General features: G+C 57.3%; 19 protein-coding genes. 14 read left to right on the top strand and 5 right to left on the bottom strand.

Annotation, left to right across the window (positions count from 1 at the left end):
- Positions 1-14: 14 nt before the first annotated feature.
- Positions 15-785, bottom strand: a complete 771-nt coding sequence (locus AC6IZD_RS19045; protein ID WP_497785250.1) for an SDR family NAD(P)-dependent oxidoreductase — start codon at positions 783-785, stop codon at positions 15-17.
- A gap of 211 nt (positions 786-996) precedes the next feature.
- The gene (locus AC6IZD_RS19040; RefSeq protein WP_497785249.1) at positions 997-1,758 is read right to left on the bottom strand and encodes a gamma-glutamyl-gamma-aminobutyrate hydrolase family protein; all 762 of its coding nucleotides are present in this window, start codon (positions 1,756-1,758) and stop codon (positions 997-999) included.
- 319 nt (positions 1,759-2,077) lie between these two features.
- On the opposite strand from AC6IZD_RS19040, the gene AC6IZD_RS19035 reads away from it, so the two are divergent.
- The 8 genes from AC6IZD_RS19035 to AC6IZD_RS19000 all read left to right on the top strand — a co-directional run bounded on the left by AC6IZD_RS19035 (position 2,078) and on the right by AC6IZD_RS19000 (position 7,518).
- Positions 2,078-2,236, top strand: a complete 159-nt coding sequence (locus AC6IZD_RS19035; RefSeq protein WP_497785248.1) for a hypothetical protein — start codon at positions 2,078-2,080, stop codon at positions 2,234-2,236.
- Between the two features lie 29 nt (positions 2,237-2,265).
- The gene (locus AC6IZD_RS19030) at positions 2,266-2,547 is read left to right on the top strand and encodes a DUF4262 domain-containing protein (protein ID WP_497785247.1); all 282 of its coding nucleotides are present in this window, start codon (positions 2,266-2,268) and stop codon (positions 2,545-2,547) included.
- An 89-nt stretch (positions 2,548-2,636) separates the two neighbouring features.
- Positions 2,637-2,903, top strand: coding sequence for a hypothetical protein (locus AC6IZD_RS19025; RefSeq protein ID WP_497785246.1), 267 nt, complete (start codon positions 2,637-2,639; stop codon positions 2,901-2,903).
- A gap of 87 nt (positions 2,904-2,990) precedes the next feature.
- Complete coding sequence (locus AC6IZD_RS19020; protein WP_497785245.1) at positions 2,991-3,566, top strand: hypothetical protein; 576 nt, start codon at positions 2,991-2,993, stop codon at positions 3,564-3,566.
- Positions 3,567-3,732: 166 nt separating this feature from the next.
- On the top strand, positions 3,733-4,608 hold the full coding sequence (gene corA, locus AC6IZD_RS19015) for a magnesium/cobalt transporter CorA (RefSeq protein WP_497787602.1): 876 nt from the start codon (positions 3,733-3,735) through the stop codon (positions 4,606-4,608).
- Positions 4,609-4,698: 90 nt separating this feature from the next.
- Complete coding sequence (locus AC6IZD_RS19010) at positions 4,699-5,517, top strand: class I SAM-dependent methyltransferase (RefSeq protein ID WP_497785244.1); 819 nt, start codon at positions 4,699-4,701, stop codon at positions 5,515-5,517.
- A gap of 356 nt (positions 5,518-5,873) precedes the next feature.
- Positions 5,874-6,227, top strand: a complete 354-nt coding sequence (locus AC6IZD_RS19005) for a cupin domain-containing protein (RefSeq protein WP_497785243.1) — start codon at positions 5,874-5,876, stop codon at positions 6,225-6,227.
- A 160-nt stretch (positions 6,228-6,387) separates the two neighbouring features.
- Positions 6,388-7,518: an acyltransferase family protein gene (locus tag AC6IZD_RS19000; RefSeq protein ID WP_497785242.1), complete on the top strand. Its 1,131-nt coding sequence runs from the start codon at positions 6,388-6,390 to the stop codon at positions 7,516-7,518.
- 362 nt (positions 7,519-7,880) lie between these two features.
- Here AC6IZD_RS19000 and AC6IZD_RS18995 read toward each other — a convergent pair whose 3' ends face one another.
- The gene (locus tag AC6IZD_RS18995; protein ID WP_497785240.1) at positions 7,881-8,642 is read right to left on the bottom strand and encodes a lysophospholipid acyltransferase family protein; all 762 of its coding nucleotides are present in this window, start codon (positions 8,640-8,642) and stop codon (positions 7,881-7,883) included.
- Positions 8,643-8,925: 283 nt separating this feature from the next.
- On the opposite strand from AC6IZD_RS18995, the gene AC6IZD_RS18990 reads away from it, so the two are divergent.
- A complete protein-coding gene (locus AC6IZD_RS18990; protein WP_497785239.1) occupies positions 8,926-11,268 on the top strand; it encodes an alkaline phosphatase family protein in 2,343 nt (780 codons plus the stop codon).
- A gap of 29 nt (positions 11,269-11,297) precedes the next feature.
- The gene (locus AC6IZD_RS18985; RefSeq protein ID WP_497785237.1) at positions 11,298-11,684 is read left to right on the top strand and encodes a hypothetical protein; all 387 of its coding nucleotides are present in this window, start codon (positions 11,298-11,300) and stop codon (positions 11,682-11,684) included.
- A 181-nt stretch (positions 11,685-11,865) separates the two neighbouring features.
- Here AC6IZD_RS18985 and AC6IZD_RS18980 read toward each other — a convergent pair whose 3' ends face one another.
- Entirely contained in the window at positions 11,866-12,405 is a 540-nt protein-coding gene (locus AC6IZD_RS18980; RefSeq protein WP_497785235.1) for a GNAT family N-acetyltransferase, read from the bottom strand.
- 322 nt (positions 12,406-12,727) lie between these two features.
- Entirely contained in the window at positions 12,728-13,831 is a 1,104-nt protein-coding gene (locus tag AC6IZD_RS18975) for a tetratricopeptide repeat protein (protein ID WP_497785234.1), read from the bottom strand.
- A gap of 181 nt (positions 13,832-14,012) precedes the next feature.
- Between AC6IZD_RS18975 and cobO the strand changes: the two genes are divergently transcribed.
- From cobO to gyrA, 4 genes are all read left to right on the top strand, one after another.
- The gene (cobO, locus tag AC6IZD_RS18970) at positions 14,013-14,552 is read left to right on the top strand and encodes a cob(I)yrinic acid a,c-diamide adenosyltransferase (protein WP_497785233.1); all 540 of its coding nucleotides are present in this window, start codon (positions 14,013-14,015) and stop codon (positions 14,550-14,552) included.
- Between the two features lie 128 nt (positions 14,553-14,680).
- Positions 14,681-15,520: an acetyl-CoA carboxylase, carboxyltransferase subunit beta gene (gene accD / locus AC6IZD_RS18965; protein ID WP_497787601.1), complete on the top strand. Its 840-nt coding sequence runs from the start codon at positions 14,681-14,683 to the stop codon at positions 15,518-15,520.
- Positions 15,521-15,756: 236 nt separating this feature from the next.
- Positions 15,757-16,335 carry a hypothetical protein gene (locus AC6IZD_RS18960; protein WP_497785232.1) on the top strand — a complete coding sequence of 193 codons (579 nt, stop codon included), beginning with the start codon at positions 15,757-15,759 and terminating at the stop codon, positions 16,333-16,335.
- A gap of 283 nt (positions 16,336-16,618) precedes the next feature.
- Positions 16,619-19,276 carry a DNA gyrase subunit A gene (gyrA, locus tag AC6IZD_RS18955; protein ID WP_497785231.1) on the top strand — a complete coding sequence of 886 codons (2,658 nt, stop codon included), beginning with the start codon at positions 16,619-16,621 and terminating at the stop codon, positions 19,274-19,276.
- Positions 19,277-19,281 lie beyond the last annotated feature (5 nt).

Raw genomic sequence — 19,281 nt, 5'->3', positions numbered from 1 at the left:
GCCACGTTACGCGATCAGCCCACCAGCACGGCGCCGCCGTTAACGTTAAAAACTTCACCTGTGATAAAGCCTGCGTGCGGCGTACACAAAAACAGGATAGGAGCCGCGATCTCCTCTGGCTTGGCGATGCGGCCCAGCGGAATAAGGCTGGTGTACTTCTTCTGTAGTTCAGGATCGGCCATTGCGGGCGCCGACATATCCGTCGCAACCCAACCAGGTGCTACACAGTTTACATAGATGCGGTCGCGCGCCAACTCGGTTGAGAGTCCTTTGACCATGCTGATGATCGCACCTTTGGTCGCCGCGTAGTCGCAGTGGAACGCTTCGCCGCGCTGTCCGGCGGTGGAGCTGACGAGAACAATGTGGCCTCCGCGCTTGGAGTGTTTCATGACACGAACAGCCGACTTGACCAACAAATATGCGCTGTCGAGATTGGTGGCCATGGTGGAGCGCCACTGGTCGTCGCTCATCTCATCGATGGGCTGATCGTGAGGTGGCCAGATGCCATGGTTGACGACGAGGATGTCGAGATGTCCCCAATGCGAAACGGTTTCCTCGACGAGCATCTCTTCGGCACCCTCGCCAATGAGGTCGCTCTGCACGGCGGCGGCGCGGTCTTGACCAGCGGCGATGACCACGCGCTGTGCGGCTTCGGCGTTCTTCTGGTAGTTGAACAGCACGCTGGCGCCGGCCTGGGCAAAGAGGCGGACGCAGGCTGCGCCGATGCCGCGCGAGCCTCCGGTGATGAGCGCAACCTTGCCGGTGAGATCCATTGGGACACTCATTGAGGGTTCTCCATTTTAGTAAGACTGAAAGATTTCGATGACTTCGCGAACTCACCATCTTAGAACGAGGCGCGTGAAACGGGGAGGAACCATTAACCAAGGAGTGAATGCCATTTTTGAGGGATGGTTACATCGAAGGCAATGGTTTTCGGCGGAAGCCAGATCAATTATCTCCGACGTCAATACACCAGCGTCAGTATTGTCAGGGTGGTTAATCCCGAGCGTTTTCGAAGTCGGGAGAGCGGTCGGCCAAACGCTCGTGCCAGGATCGTGCCTCGGTGACGAGTTTTTCGAAGATTCGACGCGATACTTCGTTTTCTTGGAAGGTTCGTTCAGGGTGCCACTGGACGCCGAGGACCCACTGCTCAGGGGCGGCTCCCTCGACGGCTTCGATGATGCCGTCCTCGGGGGAACGGGCAACTACCTTGAGAGCATCGCCGGGAGTGGCGATGGATTGGTGATGGCTGGAGTTGACGACAATGGGATCACTGCCGGTGATGGCCGAAAGCTTGGAACCGGGCTCGACCTGTGCGGTGTGCTGGATGACTTCGGTGCGGGGCGCGCCGGGGGTACGTGAATGCTGCACTGACGACTCAATGTGCTGGACTAGGGTTCCATTGCGCCAGACGTTGAGGGATTGCGTTCCGTAGCAGATGGATAGAATGGGCTTGCGCATGTTGTGCGCGTCCTGCAGCAGAAGCTCGTCGATATTGTCGCGTGCCGGGTCGGATGGAGCAGTCTTGGGATGTCGCTGCTCGCCATATTTCTGCGGATCGACGTCGGCGGGCGAGCCGGGGAGCAGAATGGCATCGCAAGACTTAGCTAGCTGTGCGGCTTCGGTGCTCGGAAGCTTGAGATCGATCACGACCGGCTCTCCGCCAGCGCCTTCGATAGAACGCACATACTCGGGCAGCGCTCGCGAGGAGTACTCGGGATCGGAGTTAGGCACGGGGATAGCAATGCGCGGCTTCATGGAGGTAGATGGTAACGCGAGGTCGGCAAGGAGGCAAAAGGGCAGCATTCGCGTTTACAGCATTCGGGTGCGGAGCTGCGGATTCGATACGGAGAAATGCGCGATTACTGATGCTACTGAATGCAATCAATTCTGCCATCCAGAGCAGAGTTATGCTGCCACGATTGCAAGGCTATGCTGCCATCCCCGATATGTCGGGCTCAGAACGGAGCTAGCCTAGAACTTCAGAACGTTCGTGGTTATTCCAATCCGGGATGAGTCATGAATAGGTCTGTAGCCGCCAGCTATCTGCTTTCAGCCTGTTATTCTCAATGCGCAAATGACAAGACCTCTCGACGCAACGAACGGACTCACGGCCTCTGAGGCAAAGGTGTTGGACGACATCCAGACCATCGGTTGGCATGTGGTCAAAGTGTTTGCGCGAGAGGGGGAAGAGGGGCCGGAGTGGTATTCCACACGTATGCTCACCCAGAGGTGATTCTGTGTGGGCTGCCGCTAGACACCTGTATGCATGTCATCAACGTCATTGGGAATGCGGTGAAGTCCGGAGCATGTTACAGACCTGAACTTGACTATGCCGATATTCTTCAAGAGCCGTATCGGTGCGCCTTTAAGGATGTTCATCGGAACCACTACCGTGGTCACGTCGGGTACGATCTCTGGTTCTACGAAGATGATTGTTTCCCGCTCATTCAGTGCTTTTGGCCAGACAAGCGCGGTTTATTTCCTTGGGATGAAGCGTGTAGCGAGTATGTGAAAAGATCACAGCCGCTTCTGTACCTACCCTGAGGCGGCAGCCGATTCTTGGCGAATAATCGCCATGTCGCTCACTATCCTGCCAGGGGCAATCGATGCAGAATCAAGGTTGAGGCAACGGAATGTTCGATTTGCTAAAAGGTGGCAGTAAAGAAACACTCGGCGAGCGCATGGATACGCGCATGAGGGCGAAGTTCGGAAGGCCATACGTCTACATAGCGATTCCATTCATCACGCTGATGCACGTTCTTGCTCCGCATGTCAAAGGCGAAGCAGCCGATTGGGCGATGATTGGGCCAGTGCTGACGGCGATTGCCATTGCTTGGTTTGAAGTGCTTCCCCGCATCAAGAAGAAACGTGAACAGAAGCCGGACGATAGCCAACCATAAATCCCTCAGTATGGAGTAATCCCGGTTCGGGATAGATCATGGAATGCCCTGTAATCGCCAGTTATCATGCTAGATTACCTGTGTTCTATGGCTCACCAAGATGATTCGGAAGATCGATTTAACTGGTGGCTGCCTTTGTGCTCCGCACTTTGCGCTGGCACCGTGTTCCTTCTAGTCGCGGGTTACTGCTCTGACATTGACACATTCCTCTACACCTTCGCCGTTGCGGTTGTCATCGGCCTCGTCCTGCTTGGGGCTTTTGTGGCCCGAAAGAAGCTACGTCAGCGTCTATCTGTCCTTGGGGCTATAGTGGCCTTCTTCGCGGTCACCGTTGTTCTGTTCATGAACTATTCCCAACTCCACCCCACGCTCAGATGGTTGCTCTGGTCGAATCGGTACAAATCGGCGGTTCTGGCGCAACCACGCACCACAAACGAGGACTTGCAACACCTCGAATGGGATAGCTGGGGCTGGGCTGGGAACAATACAGTCGCTTACCTGGTCTTCGATCCGACTGATTCGCTTGCGTCCGCCGCCAAGAGCCGGATGCCGGGAAGGTACAGCGGTATACCTTGCGAGGTTCCTGTGGTGAGGCGCCTAGGAAGGCAATGGTACTCCGTGCAGCTATACACCGATGAGGATTGGGATCATTGCACTCAATAACGCAAGCGTGAGACCCCTGAACTGAGTTTCTTGTCGATATACCCCAAGGATGGAGTTATCCGGAAACGGGACGAAGATCAACTTCCCCACTCGACGAAAGAGCGTTGAATGCCACCCGCCAGCAGGGATTCACAGCCTGCAACGAGAACTCTACAATGTGGACTCGATGAAACCTGTGCTGCCGCAACTCGCATGGTTCGATATAGCCGATCCGAACTCTCCTGAGCTGGACGAACTGGCCCGCCGATTTGGCCTTCACGAACTTCAAATTGAGGATTGTCGCCACAGACCTCAGCGCCCCAAGGCGGAAGAGCATGATCGCTACATCTTCACCGTGTTGAAGCACATGCACAACAACGGTGAGCTGGAATTCGACGACTTTGATGTTTTTGTCGGCTCCGACTTCCTGATCAGCGTGCGAAATGCGGATTCGGGGATTTTTGAAAAAGTACGGGCACGTGTCGAGCAGGATCGGGTGACTCGCGTGGACCGCCTGTTTTACATGATCGTTGACCAAATCGTGGACGAGTATCAGCCCGTACTGGACAAGCTGGCTGACGAGATCTCAGACATAGAAGACCTCGTGCTCTCTCGACCCGATCCCGATGTGCTCGCCCGCATTTTCTCGCTAAAGCGAAAGCTGATCGAATTCCGCCGGGTTGCAAGCGGAATGCGCGAAGTTGTGAACGCGTTGATGCGTCGCGAGAACGGTTTGTTGGGAGACGATCTGGACGTCTATTTTCGGGACATTTACGACCACATCATTCGAACAGTCGATTTGATTGAGACGTATCGAGACCTGCTCTCCGGATCACTCGACATCTATCTTTCGGCAGTGGCGAACCGTACGAATGAAGTGATGAAGGTGCTGACGATCTGGGGGACGGTGGCGCTTCCGCTGGTGATCATCACGGGATTCTTTGGGATGAACCTGCATCTGCCGTGGACCAACAGTCCACACGGTACGGCCTATGCGGGATTACTGATGCTGATCTCCACATCATTGGTGCTGCTCTACTTCAAAGCCAAGCGCTGGTTCTGACGCATAGATTTCTTCGGCCGGCGGCGATAGGATGATCTGCCTCGGCGGTGGCGTGCGCTGATTACCTTTCAGTTCTCGGGGGCAAGTGAGATGGCAGAACAGGTGTGGGATAGTTTTGCGCGGCTGAATGCGGGAGAGCGATTCAAGAAACAATCGGCGGAGATGGGTACCGATACGACTGAGGCGATTGTGCGCGAAGCGCAATTGCAGTCGGGGATGCACGTGCTGGATGTGGCGTGCGGGTCGGGAGAACCTGCGATTTCGATTGCGACTGCGGTGGGCGAAACGGGGCATGTGGTTGGTCTCGATATGGCGGCGATGCCGCTGGAGGTCGCACGAGAGCGGGCGCTGAAGCGCGGGCTGAAGAACATTGAGTTTGTGCAAGGAGATGTTCACGCGCTGCCGTTCAATGATGAGACGTTCGATCGGGTGACGAGCCGGTTGGGCGTGATGTTTTTCAGCGACGTCGCACAAGCGCTGGGGCAGATGCGGCGCGTGCTGCGAGTTGGAGGCAGGGTTTCGCTACTGGCTTGGGGGCCGATGGAACAGCCGTACTTCGATATGACGATTGGCACGGTACTGCGGGTGAGGCCGGGGATGGAGGTTCCGCAGGCTGCGCGTGGGATGTTTAAGTTTGGCGAACCGGAAAGGCTGGCAACGGCACTGGCGGGAGCGGGCTTCCAGAAGGTCGAAGCGCGAGTGCAACAGGTGAAGTGGGACTGGCATGGAACTCCGGAGGAGCTTTGGGATTATTTCCGAGGAGTGACGGTGCCGTTTCGTCCGATGCTGGAGAAGGTTGATGGTGATGCAGAGGTGGATGGCGCGGTGCTGGAAGCGATGAGAAAGAGCTTCGATGGGGAGCGGGTGAGGATGGAGGCACAGATGGTGTTGGGGTCGGGGGTGAAGTAGGTGGCGTGGTAGGTGATCTGGAGCTCCTGTGCCGAGATGTGGATAGGCGTAGGGGTCCTTCGGCTGCGCCTCAGGATGACACCCTAAGAACAAAGGCAGTAGCAAGAGCAAAGACAAGAACAAAGACAGCAACAAAGATAAGAACAAAGACAAGAACAAAGACAGCAACAAAGACAAGAACAACCGCAACACCAACGGCAACACCTTTGGTTGCGCTTCGCGCTTCTTTGTTAGATCCCACATGCGCTTGCCAAATGAGGCAAGCGAATATGGGGCACCAGTTAACGACCCGCGGTGCTTCATTTCGCGCATGCTCAATCCGCTACACGCCTGTCGTTTGTACTACAATGCCGCGCATGCCAACGTTGATTGCAGAACCGAAGAGAGTTCCGGCGGCGGGAACGAAGCCGAAGCTGATTGATGAATATATTGGGCGCGTGAACTCGAAGACCGAAGGAGTGAGCGTGGCCCATATGCGGAGTCCCGAGGGATGGGTCGAGCCGGGGCAGACTCCGGAGTTTGACGAGTTTACCGTGGTGCTGAAAGGCAAGCTGCGGGTGACGAGCCGCGATGGAGTGCTGGATGTGGCGGCTGGGCAGGCAGTGATTGCTCACAAAGGAGAGTGGGTGCAGTATTCGACTCCGGAAGGAGCAGAGTACATTGCCGTGTGTCTGCCTGCATTCAGTATGGAGACGGTACATAGGGATTAAGTGCTCGCGTACTCACCTTGCAGGCCAACTGTTTGGAACTGTTGCTGCCGTGCAGAACGGGGTGGAGAGGCCGCATCTGATGTTCGGTGGAAGTGCGGAAAGCGGGCGGTCGTATAGCTGAGTTGGATGGGTTGCGCGGGCGGGCGGTCGTATAGCTGAGTTGGATGGGTTGCGCGGGCTGGCGATCGCCTTGGTGCTGGCCTTTCATGCCAACGTTTATGTGCAAGTTGCGTGGAGACCTCTGGCCGAACTTTTTGAGGTGGGCTGGTCAGGGGTGGATTTGTTCTTTGTGTTATCGGGGTTCCTGATTGGCGGGATTCTGATGGACGAGCGGCACGCGCCTGAGTATTACGGTCCTTTCTATGTGCGGCGTGCGTTTCGAATAATTCCTGTATATGTGATGGTTCTGGTCTGCTACGGCGTGATGTGGGCTGCGGGCGGTGCGGCCCGGCAGGAAATCGTGTGGAACACCGGCGAGCCGATGGCTTGGTGGGCCTACGTCACATTCACCAACAACTTCTTTCTGGCTCAGCATGGGACGCTGTTCTTCCTTCCAGTGACGTGGTCGCTTGCGGTGGAAGAGCAGTTCTACCTGACGCTGCCGGTGGTAGTGCGACGGGTTTCGCGGCGGTGGCTGAAGCGCGTGGTGGTAATCGCTATTTTGGCTGTGCTCGGAACGCGATGGGCTTGTTGCGCAGCAGGATGGGTTTCGCAGGATCAGGCGTATGCGCTGCCGTGGTTCCGGGCAGATGCGCTGATGATCGGCGTGGGATGCGCGCTGGTGGTGCGCTCGCGCCGAGCGCGAGAGTGGGTTCGGGCAAATCGGGTTTGGCTCTATGCAGCAGTGGTTGGGTTGTGGCTGGTGATGTGGGGCGTGGGGTGGTGGCTGCCTGCGGAGACGGCGTCTCCTGCGAATGCACTGATGGAATGGGGGCTGACGGCGATCGCTCTGATGTATGGAGGAGTGTTGCTGGTGGCCGTACTGGCTTGTCCGGAATGGCTGTCGCGAATGCTGCGATGGAAGGCGCTGCGGTTCCTGGGTGGGATTTCGTATTGCGTGTATCTGGTACATCAGCCACTGCTGATGGCGTTCTTGAGGATGCTGCCTGCGACCGGCGCGTGGAGGCGTGAGGCGGAATGGGCGGCACTGGTGGTGGCTTATGCCGTGAGCCTCGGAATTGGGTGGGCGTCGTGGAAGTACTTCGAGTCGCGGTGGGTGGCCTTGGGGCACAGGTGGAAGTTTGGTAGCGGAGAAAAGAGAGAGCTGCGGAAGGTGGAGTTGGCGGTGTAGGCACAGGTTTCGCGAGGTGGGGTGGTAGGTGACCCGGCGCGGTGGTGGAGATTGAAGCGGCAGGAGGGATCCGTCGGCTGCGCCTCAGGATGACAGACCAAAGACAGAGCAAAACCAAGAGCAAGAAGAAGAACAACACCAAAAGCAAAAGCTAGCAAGAACAAGAACAACGTCAAAAGCAAAAGCTAGGAAGGCGCTTCGCGCTTCTTTATTAGAACCCACATAAGCTCGCCAAAAGAGGCGAGCTTATATGGGGCACCCGCGGTGCTTGGGTTCGCGCAGAGGGTTAGTTTGTGCTCGTCCCCATTAGTAGTTGTTAGTTTGTGCTCGTCCCATATCGGCAATTAGGCGGGCGGATTTGATTAGGCGACGGGGGCGGGGAGGGTTGTGTGCGAGTAGTAGAGGTCGCGCATGGCCTGCTGGACGCGCTGGGAGAGGGCTTCCATGTCGCGGGCTACGAGGCCGGTGGTGGGGATAGGTTCGCCGATGATGAGGCGGAACGGAGTGGGCTTGATGACGAAGGTATTCATCGGCAGCGCCTCGTAGGTTCCGACGATGGCCATGGGCACGATGGGGACCTGCGCCTTGATGGCGACGTAGAAGGTTCCGCCAAGAAAAGGCTGGAGGTGTCCGTCGGCGCTGCGTCCGCCTTCGGGGAAGATGGCGAGCGGCATTCCCTGACGCACGGTTTGCGATGCGGCGGAGAGAGAACGGAGCGAGGCGCGGGCGTCGGCCCGGTCGATAGGAATTTGGCCCGAGCGGCGGAGGTGCCATCCGAGGAACGGCAGGCGGAAAAGCTCGAGCTTGGCGAGGATGCGGAACTGGAAAGGCAGTCCGAGGTAAAGAACCGGAATGTCGAGAGCAGAAGAGTGATTGGCGGCGTAGATAGCGGGCTGAGAAAGATCGAGGTGCTCGGCTCCTTCGACAGTAAGCGGACAGGACGATGTGCGAAGAATGAGCGAGGACCAGAGTCGGGCAAAGCCGTGCTGGATGCGTCCGCCGCGATCGAAGAAAGAGCTGAGCAGCGAAAGAGTTCCGAGGACGCCGGTGTAGAGGTAGATGAGCGGATTGCGCACAAAATAGGACGCGAGTCGGGTGGAAAGTCTGTGCGCTGGTGTGCTCATGGTCATTTTCAGGATAAAGCAGGGCGGTGGCATTGCGGGGAACATTCTGAGTACTGGGTTGTGGAAGCGATAGAGACGCGAGCAAAGGCTGGATCGGTAATCAGCAAGGACATCTGCCGAGATTCACGCATTCAGATTGGTCCCGCGTCGGAAAAATCTGCCGATCTAGTGCTTAAGGTTCAAAGTTTTAGCAAAGCAGAGTCTGGTGTGCGGTGGGAGACCAGAATGCAAGGGCAACTCTGGGTATGTAGGATCGACTCCAACTCGTGTGGAGAACCTTGTAATGAGAGCTGGCCGTATTGTTTCTGCTCTAGCCTTTTTCCTTCTCGCAATTCTTACCCTCAATGGATGCGGAACCGGCACGGCCGCTCCCTTTAATCCTGCACCCGCGGTGCAGTTCAAAGCGAACCCCACGGTAATACCTCCTACGAACGGCAGCGCGACGCTGACATGGACTTCGACGAACGCCACGGGCGCGAGCATCGATCACGGAGTAGGAGCGGTATCTGCGTCGGGATCGGTCGTGGTGAAGCCTACTGAGACCACGACTTACACGATCACGGTGACAGGCCCGGGTGGAAGTACCACAGCACAGGCGACGGTGACGGTTTCGGCAAACGCGCCAACGGTGGCGATCACGGCTAATCCGACGTCAGTGCAACAGGGCAGCCCGAGCACTCTGACAGTGACTGCGGCGAATGCCACGAGCGTGGTGGTGACCAACAACGTGGATGCAACGAGCATCACGCTACAGCCGACTGGCGGCACAGCGCAGGTGACTCCCCAGGCGACGACCACCTACACGGCAACGGCAACAGGCGCGGGTGGAACCGTAACGGCGACGGCAACAGTGACGGTGATTGGGCCTCCGCCGACGGTGACGATTACGGCTAATCCGGCGGCGGTGCAACCGGGTGGACAGTCCACCCTGACGGTGACCGCGACGAACGCGACAAGCGTGGTGATCAGCAACAACGTGGACACAACGACGTTCACTCTGCCGGGCGCGGGCGGTACGCAGGCGGTGACGGTTTCAAAGGCGACCACCTACACCGCAACAGCGACCGGGTCGGGCGGAACGGCGACCGCAACAGTGACGGTGAGAATCATCGGGAGCGTGCAGGCAGTGAATCACGTGCTGTTCATGCTGCAAGAAAACCGCACGTTCGATCACTACTTCGGCATGCTGAACCCGTATCGCCACAACAATGGCATGGCAACGGGTGACGATGGCAAGGTGTACGACGTTGACGGCATAGAAGACAAACTGTCGACCATCTCGAACACGAACGATGAGGGGCAGTCGTTCAAGCTGTTCAAGACTACTTCGACGTGTCTGGATGATATGACTTCGGCGTGGCTGGAGAGCTATGGCGAGGTAAACCGTTATGACTTCTCGACCAACCGCAAGATTCTGATGGATGGGTTTGTGCACGTTGCGGAGAACTTCGCCCTGAGCGGAGCAGGCAGCGGAACATTCACGGACAAGACGGGAAGGCGCGCCATGGCTTACTACGACGAGCACTTCCTGAATTACTACTACTACATGGCATCGCAATTTGCGCTGTCGGACCGGTGGTTCTCGCCCGTCTCGAGCAAGAGCACGCCGAACCGCGTTGCGACCATGACGGGTGGCACAACGCAGGGACTGGTGCGCGATCCGTTTGTGGATGACAAATTGACGGGGCTGACGATCAAGACGATCTTCGAGCAACTGGATACGGCGACGCCTCCGGTTTCATGGAAAATCTACTACTCATTGACGGGCTCGGATGGAGTACCGTTTACGACCTTCACCGGGTTCACGTACTCCGGTAAGTATTTGTATGCGAATCCAACGCATGCGGCGTGTACGGCTCCGCTGAAGGCAGGTAATGCAACGAATACGTTCTGCATCGACTCGTCGCATATCGCTCCGCTGTCGCAGCTCTATACAGACATGACGAATGGAACGCTGCCCGCCTTCTCCTATATTGAAGCTGGGTATGGAGCGAACGATGAGCATCCGGGATCAGGACAATCGATTCTGCAGGGGCAATCGCAGGCGGCGAACATCATCAACAAGCTGATGGCGAGTCCGTCGTGGGCGGACTCGGTGTTCTTCCTGAGCTATGACGAAGGCGGCGGACCGTATGATCACGTGCCTCCGGTGGCGGGACATACGAACGACTTCACGAGTGCAAGCCTGGGAGTGACGACCGATATTGGCAGCATTGCGGTGAATCCCGATGCGTTCAATCCATGTCTGCCGAGCGGTGGGACTCCGACGGCGAACTGCGATTTGAAATCGGGTGAACCAGGGACTTCTCCGACGGACGCGGCAACGGTGAACGGGTTTAAGGCGCAGTTGGGATTCAGGCTACCTAACATGATTGTGTCGCCGTTCACGAAGAAGCACTATGTTTCGCACACTCCGATGGATCACACGGCGGTACTGAAGTTTGTGCAGAGCCGTTTCATTGCGCCGGGTACGAGCCTGACGGCAAGGGACGCTGCTCAGCCTGATCTGTTGGAGTTCTTCGACTTTACGACAGTGCCGTGGGCGACTCCGCCGACACCTCCAGCGCCGGTAACGGATGCGTCGCTGGGGACGAATACTTGCACCCCGGATAATATGGGGCCGTAAAGGCCAGGTTTCGCAAGGGTGACGAAGTTATGCGAGGCTTCGCGAGGTTGGCGCTTGTGCGCTACAAGGTTGTGCTCTGCTTGTTCGTTTGTGTTGTCCTCTCCGATTGCGGTCGCTCAGAGCGTGTCAGCAAAGAGCAGGCACTACGCGAGGACCTCTATGCCATGCGAGTCGCGATCATCAAGTACGCTGAAGCTAACAAGCATTTGCCTAATTCGCTGGAAGATCTTGTCTCTTCGGGGTTTCTGCGGGATATTCCGGATGACCCAATTGTCGGAAGGAAAGACACGTGGGTTCCCGAACTTGATAGCCCTGTTTACAGGAACGGGAAAATCGAAACATTGCCGGGAATGGTCGACGTTAGAAGCGGGGCACGAGGAAAAGACAGTCGGGGCAAACCCTACAACGAATACTAGGGCTGTTGGTTCTCGAAGCTTTTGGCGTTTTCGCGTCGTCCACTCGGACTGAATCTCCACGGTGCCTTCGTAGCCATTTGCATAGGGCAGGCCCTTCGAAATACCCCACTCAAGCCAATGGAAGGCTTGAATGGGCCACCCGCGCTCGCTCTATTCTCTGCTGCCGCTTCTCAACTACAGATCATTGGGGGACGACTGCGGCGGGGCGGAGCATGAGCAGGTCGGTTTGGGGGTCGTTGCCGACCATGAAGGTGTGTTCGCCAGCGATTTCGAAACCCCACTTTTTATAGAAGGCGATGGCGCGGTGGTTCTCGCAGAAGGTGCCAAGCCACACGGGACGCGGTGATTCAGCGCTCAGCATTGAGAGCGCGCAGTGCACGAGTGCGCTGGCGAGGCCGGTTCCGTGGTGGGCGGGGCCGGTGTAGAGCTTGCGGATTTCGGCGGCATTGGGCGCGTCGAGCGAAGGGTGCGGATTGTGGCGGGCTATGACGATGTATCCGACGAGGGTGCGCTCGGGAACGAAGGTTTCGGCGATGAGGACCATGAAATTGCGGTCTTGGATAAAGGCTTCGAAGCGAGCAGGGGAAAGCTCGGTTCGGATGTAGGCTTCGAGATCGCGCAGCGGCGTCGGAGGGCAGGCGAGAGGAAACACTTCGGCTGCGAATGCAGCAAGACGAGAGACATCGGAGATGGTCGCGAGGCGGATGGAGGGGTGATTCACGTTTTTTAGAGTACTAGATTGAGAGACAGTGGTGAGGGTAGGGGTGCTTCGGCTTCGCCTCAGGATGACACCAGAAGCAAAAGGCAACAGCAACGGCAACCCCACAAGGGCAAAAGCAAATGCAGAAGCCCATGAGGGCTGTGGTAGGTGACCTTGGGCGGGGGGTGATGAGGTGAGCGGCGGCTGGGGTCCTTCGCCTGCGGCTCAGGATGACACTTAAGAGCGAGAGCAAGAGCAACGGCGATTCAAAGGCAAATGCAAAAGCCCCACTTCTGCTAACTACGGCAGAAATGGGGCACCAGTGAGTCGAGAGTGTTCGTCGTTAGCCGGCGATGCGCTTGTAGTCCTTTTTGAAGGCGGGGTCGTTGCCGACTTGGCGGGCGGCGGCGCGGAGTTCGTTGGCGGCGTCATTGCGGCGGCCTTCACGTTCAAGGACGAGACCTAGTTTCCAATGCGCGGTGCCGTGGGTTGGGGCTCCGGCTTCGGGTTCGTGCGAAAGGTACTGGCGCAGGTAGCGTTCGGCGCGGGGCATGTCGGCTCCGGTTTCGAGCAGGGCCTGGGCGGCGGCGAAGAACGGATAGGCATCGTCAGGAACACGGTGCTGGGATTCGGCTAGCGTGGCGTCGAGGTCGTTCCAACGCTGCTGGTGCGCGAGGGCGCTGGCGAGGTAGCGGTATCCTCCAACACGTGCAGGGTCGGCTGAAATCGCCATGCGGGCGAAGTGTTCGGCCTCAGAGTAACGTCGGTAGGATTCGCTATCGAGGATGGATGTGAGGTCGATGATTGCTCGGTAAAGGCGCGGGTTGAGCTGTACGGCCTGGCGAAGGTGGGCTTCGATTTCATGCAGCGGGCGCTTCTGCATTTGCAGGAGTGCGGCCTCGGCAAGGGCTCCGTCGGCGGAATTGATCTTATAGATCTGCTGCAGGGTTTCACGCGCTTTCGATTTGGAGCCGCCGACGAGGGCAGGTGACTGCTCGTAGAGGCCCATAGATTCCTTGAGGCAGCGGATATTGCGCGGGTTGATCTGAAGGCAGATGTCGAGCTCGTGGCGCATTTGGCGAGCGAGCTGCACGCCGCCGCCGAGGACTCCGAGTTGGAGTGCGCGATCGCCGAGGGTGTCGGCGAGCTGGCAATGGAAATCGGCGCTGGTGGGCGCGATTTCGGTGGAGCGGCGCGCGAGCTCGACAGCCTTTTCAAAGTTTCCGTAGGCATCCTGAACGGCTGACATCCAGGAAAGGGCTTCGGCGTCATTGGGATTATGGCGGAGGCGATCCTGCGCGACGGCAGCGAGCTGACGGAAGTGTCCCTGCTCGAGGAGGACCTTACCATCTGCAGCAGAGGCCGCAACGGACGTGGCGAAAAGGGATGAGGCGATGGCCAGCAGAAAAGCCAGCTTACGTAATTGGCGAATGGGGATGATGAACATCAGACCTCTTAATGTGTGTCGTGCGGACAATCGGCGGAGCGGGTGGCGACCATAGCCAACGTGCGGCGTTAGTTCGCACCGTTTACAATCGTCGAAGCACTGGAGATTTGGCGGCGGTTCGATTCGCTGCGGGCTCCGGGACGGCCGGAAGACTTCTCTATACGTTAGGAGCTTAACAGAGATGATGGCAGATGTCCGTAAGGGATTGATCATAGTCAATACCGGGCCGGGTAAGGGCAAGACTACGGCAGCAATGGGAACCGGTCTGCGCGCAGTTGGCGCCGGACTGAAAGTTTTGATGCTGCAGTTTCTGAAAGGGTCGTGGCACTACGGCGAATTGGATGCCGTGAAGTCCTTTGGCGATCAATTTGTAATGAAACAGTTGGGCCGCGGATTTGTGAAGGTCGGCGGCGCGGAAACCGATCCTGAAGACGTGAAGATGGTGGAAGAAGCCTGGAAGGAAGCCGAAGAAGCGATCCTGTCGGGGCTGTGGGACTTGGTCATCCTGGACGAAATCAATTACGCCATCGGGTACAAAATGCTGGATCCGGAAAAGGTCGTCGAAGCGCTCAAGCAGAAGCCGGAGATGGTGCACGTGATTTTGACTGGACGGAATGCGCATCCGAAGATTGTTGAGCTTGCTGATACGGTGACGGAGATGCGCGAAGTGAAGCACGCGTACCAGAAGGGGATTCAGGCGCAGCGGGGGATTGAGTACTAGGGCAGGTTTCAAGGTTCGCGAAGTTGGGTGGTTGGTGACCTGGGGCGGAGCAGGAAGTGGCGAGGGCGGTAGGGGTCCTTCGCTTCGCTCAGGATGACACCGAAGAACGAGAGAAAGTTCGTGAAGGCATGAGCTGGTTTAGACGGGAATCGCAAGAGTTGGATACGAGCGGGGAGCGCAAGGTGCGCACCGAAGGGCTCTGGGTGAAGTGTGACCAGTGCCGGCAGATTATCTGGAAGAAAGACCTGGAAGCCACTTTCCATGTGTGTCCAAAGTGCGACAAGCATTTCAGGATCGATGCGCGGACGAGGCTGGGGTATCTGCTGGACGAAGGCTACGTGGAGGAAGACACAAACCTGGCTACGGTTGATCCGCTGGAGTTCGCAGACCGGCGCTCCTATAAGGATCGGCTGAAAGAAGCACGGGCACTGACCGGGCGCAAAGACGCCATTGTGAATGCGCGCGGAAAGATCAATGGGCGCGAGGTGATCGTCTCGGTGATGGAGTATGGCTTCATCGGCGGCAGCATGGGCGGCGTTGTGGGCGAGACGATTACGCGTGCGGTGGAAAAGGCTCTGCGGGATCGCATTCCGCTGATTGTGGTGTCGTCCACGGGCGGAGCGCGCATGATGGAAGGCACGATTTCGCTGATGCAGATGGCGAAGGTCTCGGCAGCGCTGGCACGTCTGGATGAAGCTCGCGTGCCGTACATCTCTCTGCTGACTGACCCCACGACCGGCGGGGTGACGGCGAGCTTTGCCATGTTGGGCGATTTGAATATTGCCGAACCAGGAGCGCTGATCGGATTTGCCGGACCTCGAGTGATTGAACAGACGATCAGGCAGAAGCTGCCAGAAGGGTTCCAGCGAAGCGAGTTCCTGGTGGAAAAAGGGTTCCTTGACGCAGTGGTGCCGAGGAAGGATCTGAAAGCGTATTTGAGCCGCGCGCTGTCGTGGATGGCCGCGTAGAAAGAGCAAATTCAGCAATAACAGAAGCAACTGCGACGACAAGAGCAAAACCAATTAGCCCATTCTAAACTCGCCAACGGCGGCGAATTTAGAATGGGACACCCCGACACCGCTGCTGGTATCCGTCCCTGCGGCTCAGGATTACTCTCCTCCTCCATGTAATAGTTCTGAGTTTGTCAGGCATCTCACATCAAGGCCGGCACAAACGGGCGGCTCGGCTTGCTGGGAGCGTGAGCATGTGGAGATATGTCGCTTTTGTTCTGTTGGGTGTAGCGGCATTGGCGGCCTGTGCGAAGGTACGTCGCGGTGGCACGGATGAATGGGCGTCGGGGTATTCCGCGGACTTCGTTTCAGAAGACATGAAAGATACGACCAAGGACTGTGTTGGGCGTATCTACGTCAATACACTGCATGAGCCTCGGGGAGTGAGGCGGGAGAGCCAATGCGGGGGGCGGAAGCGTGTGTCTATTTGGACGCAAAAAGGATTCGTGGCGGTACTCGATCCGGACGCCAAGGTGTACTGGGTACCTAAGGTGCAGCACAAGTTGGTGACGTCCATTGAGACCCCGCGGACTGAGACGGCTTTCGAGACATTGAACGGCAGGAGAGTAAGCCACTACAAAACCACCGAAGATGGAGAGGTCGAAGTCTGGATGGATCCGAGGCTGCATACAGCGATACGGCGGGTGACCGCTACTTCGAGATATGAATTACGCAATGTGCGCGAAGGACGACAGGCGGAAGAGCTGTTCCGGATACCAGACGGGTATCGGGAGATTGCGCAGCCTGGGGGCTCCCTGGACGGTGCGCGTTAGAGTGCCACATGCGTGTGGCTTACGATTGTGAGCTAGAGCAGGTGCTCAGATTGGAAAGAAGGCGGGGATCCTTCGCCTGCGGCTCTGGATGACAGCCCTCGTGTAGCCGTAAGTGATTGAGATAGAAATGTTTACTCCGGACGGGGAATGGTTCTGGCGTGCTATAATGGGCTGTGCTACCAACTGAGAATTCCCTACATGCAAGTAGTCATAGGCTCCGAGTGGGGTCGGTGAAATTGACTGCTTCCGATTCTGCAAGCATGCCGGAAGGTATCTGAACTAAATGGCCGACGAAACCAACAATCCTAAGCTTCCGCTGGAAGGCGGCGGGGGGCCACCCTCAAACGTACTGCCGATCAACATTGAAGAGGAGATGCGGAAATCGTATCTTGACTATTCGATGTCGGTCATTATTGGCCGCGCGTTGCCGGACATCCGCGACGGGCTGAAGCCAGTGCATCGCCGCATTCTGTACGCGATGCATGACATGGGCCTGCTCTACAACAAGAAGCACGTAAAGTGCGCGAAGGTCGTGGGCGAAGTGCTCGGTAAGTATCACCCGCATGGCGACTCTTCGGTGTATGACGCGCTCGTGCGTATGGCCCAGGATTTCTCGCTACGTTATCCGCTGGTGGATGGACAAGGCAACTTCGGTTCGGTCGATGGCGATCCTCCGGCGGCTTACCGTTACACCGAATCGCGACTGACAGCGATCGCCTCGGAACTGCTGGCGGATATCGATAAGGACACAGTGGATTTCGTCGCGAACTTCGACGACACGACCGCCGAGCCGACCGTACTGCCAACAAGGATTCCGACGCTGTTGGTGAACGGCTCGAACGGAATCGCCGTGGGCATGGCGACGAACATCCCTCCGCACAACCTGACGGAAATCCTGAATGCAGCGATTTTGCTGGTACAGAACCCGCAGACGCAGCTTGAAGAAGTTCTGAAGATTGTGCAGGGACCGGACTTCCCCACTGGTGCGTTCATCCATGGACGCAAGGGGATTTTCGACGCATACAGGACAGGGCGCGGCCGCTTCATGATGCGCGCCAAGGTCGCGATTGAGCACCTGACGAAGGAACGCGACGCGATCATCGTGACGGAAATTCCGTACCAGGTGAACAAGGCGAGGATGATTGAACGCATCGCCGATCTGGTGAACGAAAAGACGATTGAAGAAATCAGCGATATCCGTGACGAAAGCGATCGCGATGGAATGCGCATTGTGATCGAGTTGAAGCGCGGAGCGCAAGCCGAAATCGTACTGAACCAGCTCTACAAGCACACACAGATGCAAGAGAGCTTCAGCATGATTTTCCTGGCCGTTGTAAACGGCCAGCCGCGCGAGATGGGGTTGGTGCAGGCACTGCAATACTTCATCGACCATCGCGTGGATGTCGTGCGTCGCAGAACGGCTTTCTTGCTGCAAAAGGCGAAGGACCGCGCACACATCCTCGAGGGCTACCAGAAGGCTCTGGACTACCTCGATCATGTGATTGCGATCATTCGCGGCAGCCAGAATCGCTCGGAAGCTCGTGACAATCTAGTCGCATACTTCGGCGGCAAGAAGATCACGATCAACCTGACTGGCAAGATGCCGACGGCGGATACGGAAAAGCCGTTCAGCACAAAGCAGGCAGACGCGATTCTCGAATTGCAATTGCACCGGCTGACGCGGCTCTCGATCGACGAAATCGTCAACGAGTTGCAGGAACAGCGTGAACGCATCGCCGAGTATGAACTGATCCTATCTTCGGAGAAGAAGCTGAAGTCGGTGATCACCGATGAGTTCAAAGAGATTCTGAAGAACTACGGCGGACCGACAAAGGATCCGCGGCGCACGATCATCCAGGACGAAGCGAAAGAGCTGCAACTGGAAGACCTGATCGCGGACGAGCAGGTTGCGGTAACCGTAAGCCATGCCGGATATCTGAAGCGGACCAACGTGTCGACCTACCGCCAGCAGCGGCGCGGCGGCACGGGACGCAAGGGCATGAGCACACGCGAAGAAGATTTCGTGGAACACATGATTGCGGCCACGACGCACAACTACATCCTGATCTTTACCAACACGGGTCGCGTCTACTGGCTGAAGGTGTATGAGATTCCTGACGTGCAGGCTGCAGGCAAGGGCAAGCACATTGGAAATCTTGTGAGCCTGCAACCGGGCGAGACGGTGAGGGCCTTCCTGAATGTGAAGGACCTGGAAGAAGAAGGAAAGTTCATCTTCTTTGCGACACGCAAGGGCACGGTGAAGAAGACTCCGCTGAAGGACTTCTGCAACGTGAACTCGCGCGGCATTATCGCCATCGGCATCGACAAGGATGACGAGCTGGTTTCGGCGCAGGTGACGGACGGTCAGCAATACATTCTGCTGGCGACGCACGACGGAATGGCTGTTCGCTTCGACGAGGATGATGTGCGCTCGATGGGACGTCCGGCTTACGGTGTTCGCGGCATGAACTTGGCCGAGAAAGACTACATCGTCGGCATGGTCGTGACTCCGAAGGATGCACCGCCAGCGGCCGAGCACAAGAGCCGGAAGAAGAAGGGCGAGGATGAGAGCGGCGAGGCAATGCCAAACCTGATTCTCACCATTTCTGAAAACGGCTATGGCAAGCGGACTCCGGTGGATGATTACAGATTGACCGGGCGCGGAGCCAAGGGCGTTATCAACCTGAAGACCACGGCAAAGAATGGCAAGGTGGTCGCCATCCTGCTGGTGAGCGAAGAGAGCCAGGCGATGCTGATCAGCCAGTTCGGCAAGATCATTCGCATGGGCACGGACACGATTCGCGAAGCCGGACGTGCGACGCAGGGCGTGAAACTGCTTCAGCTCGATAACGATGATCGCGTGGCCGCTGCTGTTGTGCTTCCGAAGGAAGAGAGCAACGGAAACGGCAATGGCGATGAACAGGCTACGTTGCTCGAATAGCATCA

The sequence above is a fragment of the Koromonas humicola genome (assembly GCF_059726255.1).
The sequence above is the reverse complement of the archived record's forward strand: the minus strand, read 5'-3'. Positions and strand labels throughout refer to the sequence as shown.

Coding starts and splice junctions, on each gene's coding strand:
- AC6IZD_RS19045 (WP_497785250.1), bottom strand. CDS start 785: ATGAGTGTCCCAATGGATCTCACCGGCAAGGTTGCGCTCATCACCGGA.
- AC6IZD_RS19040 (WP_497785249.1), bottom strand. CDS start 1,758: ATGAAGCCGCGCATTGCTATCCCCGTGCCTAACTCCGATCCCGAGTAC.
- AC6IZD_RS19035 (WP_497785248.1), top strand. CDS start 2,078: ATGACAAGACCTCTCGACGCAACGAACGGACTCACGGCCTCTGAGGCA.
- AC6IZD_RS19030 (WP_497785247.1), top strand. CDS start 2,266: ATGCATGTCATCAACGTCATTGGGAATGCGGTGAAGTCCGGAGCATGT.
- AC6IZD_RS19025 (WP_497785246.1), top strand. CDS start 2,637: ATGTTCGATTTGCTAAAAGGTGGCAGTAAAGAAACACTCGGCGAGCGC.
- AC6IZD_RS19020 (WP_497785245.1), top strand. CDS start 2,991: ATGGCTCACCAAGATGATTCGGAAGATCGATTTAACTGGTGGCTGCCT.
- corA (WP_497787602.1), top strand. CDS start 3,733: ATGAAACCTGTGCTGCCGCAACTCGCATGGTTCGATATAGCCGATCCG.
- AC6IZD_RS19010 (WP_497785244.1), top strand. CDS start 4,699: ATGGCAGAACAGGTGTGGGATAGTTTTGCGCGGCTGAATGCGGGAGAG.
- AC6IZD_RS19005 (WP_497785243.1), top strand. CDS start 5,874: ATGCCAACGTTGATTGCAGAACCGAAGAGAGTTCCGGCGGCGGGAACG.
- AC6IZD_RS18995 (WP_497785240.1), bottom strand. CDS start 8,642: ATGAGCACACCAGCGCACAGACTTTCCACCCGACTCGCGTCCTATTTT.
- AC6IZD_RS18990 (WP_497785239.1), top strand. CDS start 8,926: ATGAGAGCTGGCCGTATTGTTTCTGCTCTAGCCTTTTTCCTTCTCGCA.
- AC6IZD_RS18985 (WP_497785237.1), top strand. CDS start 11,298: ATGCGAGGCTTCGCGAGGTTGGCGCTTGTGCGCTACAAGGTTGTGCTC.
- AC6IZD_RS18975 (WP_497785234.1), bottom strand. CDS start 13,831: ATGTTCATCATCCCCATTCGCCAATTACGTAAGCTGGCTTTTCTGCTG.
- cobO (WP_497785233.1), top strand. CDS start 14,013: ATGATGGCAGATGTCCGTAAGGGATTGATCATAGTCAATACCGGGCCG.
- accD (WP_497787601.1), top strand. CDS start 14,681: ATGAGCTGGTTTAGACGGGAATCGCAAGAGTTGGATACGAGCGGGGAG.
- AC6IZD_RS18960 (WP_497785232.1), top strand. CDS start 15,757: ATGTGGAGATATGTCGCTTTTGTTCTGTTGGGTGTAGCGGCATTGGCG.
- gyrA (WP_497785231.1), top strand. CDS start 16,619: ATGGCCGACGAAACCAACAATCCTAAGCTTCCGCTGGAAGGCGGCGGG.